Source organism: Methylopila musalis (genome assembly GCF_042679725.1).
GTDB lineage: Bacteria > Pseudomonadota > Alphaproteobacteria > Rhizobiales > Methylopilaceae > Methylopila > Methylopila musalis.
This window is the reverse complement of sequence record NZ_JBHTMX010000240.1, coordinates 1-3,952: the sequence shown is the minus strand read 5'-3', so window position 1 is coordinate 3,952 and position 3,952 is coordinate 1. Positions and strand designations below refer to the sequence as shown.

The following is a 3,952-nucleotide window of genomic DNA, read 5'->3' as shown; positions in this document are numbered from 1 at the left end:
CGCTCAATGGCAATCGGCGGCGACCTGATCGCGATAGACCTCGAAATCCACCATCGAGGCCCAGGACGCGGCGCGCGTGTCCCCGCCGGCGCCGCCCGCGATCGCGGCGGTCGCCTCCGCCGCCCATTCGGCGAGATCCGGCTGGCGCGCGGAGACCAGCACCGCGAGCGAAGTCGGCGCGACCTCGGGCAGGGTGGACGAGAACTTGCGCCAGATGCGCTTCGACAGCAGCGGCTTCAGCTGCGCCGCATCATGGATCGAGACGTCGCAGAGGCCGGTCCGCAGGTCGATCAGGGCGGGCGCGGGCGCGGACGTGAGGCGAAGCCGCGCCCCATGGTCCTCCGCCAGCCGGCGGCCGGCGGCGTTGGCCTCGGACACGCAGGCCGTGCGGCCGCGCAGATCGCTCCAGGCGTGGATGTCGGTGTCCGAGCGCAGGGCGGCGCCGACGCCCGAGGCGTAGCCGGCGGGGATCACCTTAACGTCCCGGCGGGAGGCGGCGTCCGGTCCGGCGCGGGCGATCAGCAGGTCGACGCGGCCGTCGCGCAGCGCCGCCTCCGCCTCGTCCGGCGACAGGCGCACGATCTCCGCAGGCGTCTTCAGCCGGCCCGAGAGCGCGTGCGCGAGATCGTTCTCGAACCCCTCCTCCAGATAGACGCGGCCGGCCGGGTCCGTGGGGGCCGGTGGCGCGGCGACGCCGAGGCGCACGGCCGAGACGGGCGGCTTCGGCGCCGGGCGCGTGGCCGACACGGCGCCGGCGGCGACGAGGGCCACAAGACCGGCTGCGGCGGCGGCGAGACGAAGCGGAAGGGCGACGGCCATCGGCCAAGTCCTTGCTTAAAAATAGAAAAATCATTCAGCTGCAACCAGTCCCGGCGCTCTTGTTGTCGGTGGCGCACCAGGGCTTGCAATGCCAGTCGTTGATGTATATCAAAAATGTAGATTTAATAGCAAATGGCGCGGCGAGGCCCGCGCCTTGCTCCTTCCGGGAAATGGATCATGAAGATTCGTCATCGCGTCGCGTTCGCGCTGGCCGCCGTGGCCGGCCTCGGCTCGCTCGGCCTCGCCGGCGTCTCCTCGGCCACGCCGCAGGCGGGCGCGCAGGCCTCCGCCGTCGCGGCTCCGGCCCAGGCGCCCAAGTCCATCAATCTCCAGCTGACGCCGTGGACGGTGGTTGCGCGGGAGAGGGGCTTCTTCAAGCAGGAGTTCGACAAGATCGGCGTCACGGACGTGAATCTGATCGCGTCCGGCGCGGCGGACCTTCTGGGCGCCGAAGCGGCGGCCGTGGGCGGCGGCGCCATCGCCATCGCCCAGCGCATGATCTACCCGGCCACCGTGCACCGCGCGAACGGGCTCGACGGCGTGATCATCTGGGCGTCCGAGCCTTCGAACCGCTACCGCGCCCCGATCCTCGCCCGCGCCGACAACGACGCCATCCAGACGGTGAAGGACCTCGACGGCAAGAAGTTCGGCTCGAGCCGCATCAGCTGCTACTGGTCGTCGCCGTTCGAGATCCTCCAGAAGGAGGGGCTGCCCTTCGACAGCCGCGAGAAGGAAGGCCGCGTCCGCTACACCTCGATCGACAACTCGGCCGTCGCGATCTCCGCGGTGCTGTCGGGCGCGAGCGACGCCACCACCGCCCATCTCGCCGCCGGCGCCTTCGTCGGCCCGTGGCTCTCGGGCAAGCTGAAGGTGGTCGGCCGCTCGCCCGACGACGGCGTCTACGTCAACAACGCCGGCCGCGTGACCTACTTCGCCCGCCGCGACTTCGTGAACAAGTATCCGCAGGTGGTGAAGGCCTTCCTCGCCGCCCGCGAGCGCACCCGCGAGTGGGTGGGCGACCATGTGGACGAGGCGGCTGAGATCATCGCCCGCGAGACCCGCGTTCCGGTCGAGGCCGCGAAGTTCCAGATCAGCCACGCCGGCGAGTGGGAGTTCATGGCGGGCGAGCCCAACGCCCAGCGCGCCCGTGAGGCCATCAAGACCTTCCAGGCCTGGTACGTGCAGAACGGCGACGACATCCTGAACGAGCGCAACCTCACCAGCGAGCAGGTCGACGCCTTCGTGGACGGCCGCTTCTTCGTGGGCGGCGACTACTCGATCTACAACTGACGACGTTCGCCGGAGCCCGCAGGCCGCGGGCTCCGGCGTCTTTGTGTTCGGACGCACCTCGTGGTGTCAGGAAGGGCGGCGGCATGAGCAGCAGCGCAGATTTCATCGGCGGCGTGGTCCCCGCGACGCCCGCCAAGCCGCGCGGGGCCGCATGGCTGAAAAGCGGCGACGCCCTTCTCGGCATCGTGCTGCCGGCCGTCATCCTCGCCCTGTGGCAGGCCTCGGCCAGCTTCGGCTGGGTCGACGCGGTGTTCCTGCCGGCGCCGGCGACGGTCGCCACCGCCTTCTGGACCATGCTGACCAAGCAGAAGCTCGCCTGGGACTTCCTGGCCAGCATCGAGATCGTAGGTCAGGCCTTCCTTTACGGCTCGGCGCTCGCGCTGGTGCTCGGCGTGGCCGCGGGCCTGTCGCGGCGGGTCGAGAAGTTCTTCGGGCCGACCTTCGACATCATCCGCCACATTCCCGGCATCGCCTGGCTGCCGCTGATCGTGCTGTGGCTCGGCATCGGCGCGCCGGCCAAGGTGCTGGTGATCGCGAAGTCGGTGTTCTTCCCCGTGTTCCTCAACACGCTGCAGGGCGTGCGCAACGTGGACCGCTCCTATGTGGAGCTCGCCGACGCGCTGACGCTGACGCGCTGGCAGCTGGTGCGCAAGGTCATCCTGCCGGCGGCGCTGCCGAACATCCTCGTGTCGCTGCGCTACGCCGCGGGCCTCGCCTGGGCGCTGGTGGTGGTGGCGGAAGGCCTGTCGGGCCTCGAGGGTCTCGGCTTCCTGATCTTCCGCGCGCAGGGGCTGCTGCTCACCGACCAGCTTCTGGTCTGCATGGTGGTGATCGGCCTCGTGGGCTTCGCCATCGACCGCGGCATGTTCTGGGTCCAGCGGCGTCTGCTGCGCTGGAAGCAGGGCTTCGAAGGCTAAAGAACGGACACATCCCGTCATGCCCGAGCTCGTCTCGGGCATGACGGTGGAGGTTTCCGCAAGCCGAACCGTTGAACGGCCCGGCGCGGGCAAAGGAGAAACATCATGGGCGTTCCCGGCCGTCTCGACATCCGCAACGTGTCCAAGAGCTTCGACGTCGACGGCCGCCGGCTGGACGTGCTGTCCCATGTGAGCTTCGACGTCGCCCCGGGCGCCTTCGTCTCCATCGTGGGCCCGTCCGGCTGCGGCAAGTCCACGCTGCTGCGCCTCATCCTCGGCGTCGACGGCGACTATCACGGCGACATCCTGCTCAACGGCGAGCGCATCTCGAAACCGGCGCTGTCCCGCGGCGTGGTGTTTCAGGACCACCGCCTGCTGCCCTGGCTGACGCTGCAGCAGAACGTGGCGCTCAGCCTCGAGAACTCCGGCTGGTCGCAGGCGGAGAAGACCAAGGCGGTCGCCGACAACATCGCGCTGGTCGGCCTTCAGGGGTTCGAGCAGGCCTTCCCGCACCAGCTGTCCGGCGGCATGGCCCAGCGCGGCGCTATCGCCCGCGGGCTCGCCAACCGACCGGACATCCTGCTGCTGGACGAGCCGCTGGGCGCGCTCGACGCGCTGACGCGGCTTCGGCTTCAGGGCGAGCTGCAGCGCATCTGGCGGGCGGAAGGCGTCACCATGATCCTCGTCACCCATGACGTGGACGAGGCGATCTTCCTCAGCGACGAGGTGATCGTGATGAACGCCAAGCCGGGCCGGGTGGCCGAGCGCGTCACCGTCGAGCTTGAAGGCGAGCGCGACCGCGGATCGGCGGCCTTCGCCGCGCACAAGAAGCGCGTTCTCGACGCCATGGGCGACTATGTCCGCGCGCAGGCGGCCTGAGGCCGGCCGGGGCGTCGCGGCGGGGCGGGTCGCCGCGGCGGCCTGCG

At 70.1% G+C, this 3,952-nt stretch carries 4 protein-coding genes; 3 read left to right on the top strand and 1 reads right to left on the bottom strand.

Annotated elements, in window-relative coordinates:
* Positions 1-3: 3 nt before the first annotated feature.
* On the bottom strand, positions 4-819 hold the full coding sequence (locus tag ACFQ4O_RS15930; protein ID WP_378777091.1) for a transporter substrate-binding domain-containing protein: 816 nt from the start codon (positions 817-819) through the stop codon (positions 4-6).
* A 177-nt stretch (positions 820-996) separates the two neighbouring features.
* On the opposite strand from ACFQ4O_RS15930, the gene ACFQ4O_RS15925 reads away from it, so the two are divergent.
* The 3 genes from ACFQ4O_RS15925 (at position 997) to ACFQ4O_RS15915 (ending at position 3,905) form a co-directional block, all read left to right on the top strand.
* Positions 997-2,109, top strand: coding sequence for an ABC transporter substrate-binding protein (locus ACFQ4O_RS15925; RefSeq protein WP_378777089.1), 1,113 nt, complete (start codon positions 997-999; stop codon positions 2,107-2,109).
* A gap of 83 nt (positions 2,110-2,192) precedes the next feature.
* A complete protein-coding gene (locus ACFQ4O_RS15920; RefSeq protein ID WP_378777087.1) occupies positions 2,193-3,026 on the top strand; it encodes an ABC transporter permease in 834 nt (277 codons plus the stop codon).
* A gap of 105 nt (positions 3,027-3,131) precedes the next feature.
* Positions 3,132-3,905 (top strand): ABC transporter ATP-binding protein, encoded by a 774-nt coding sequence (locus ACFQ4O_RS15915; protein WP_378777085.1) that lies wholly within the window; start codon positions 3,132-3,134, stop codon positions 3,903-3,905.
* The last annotated feature ends 47 nt before the right edge of the window (positions 3,906-3,952 follow it).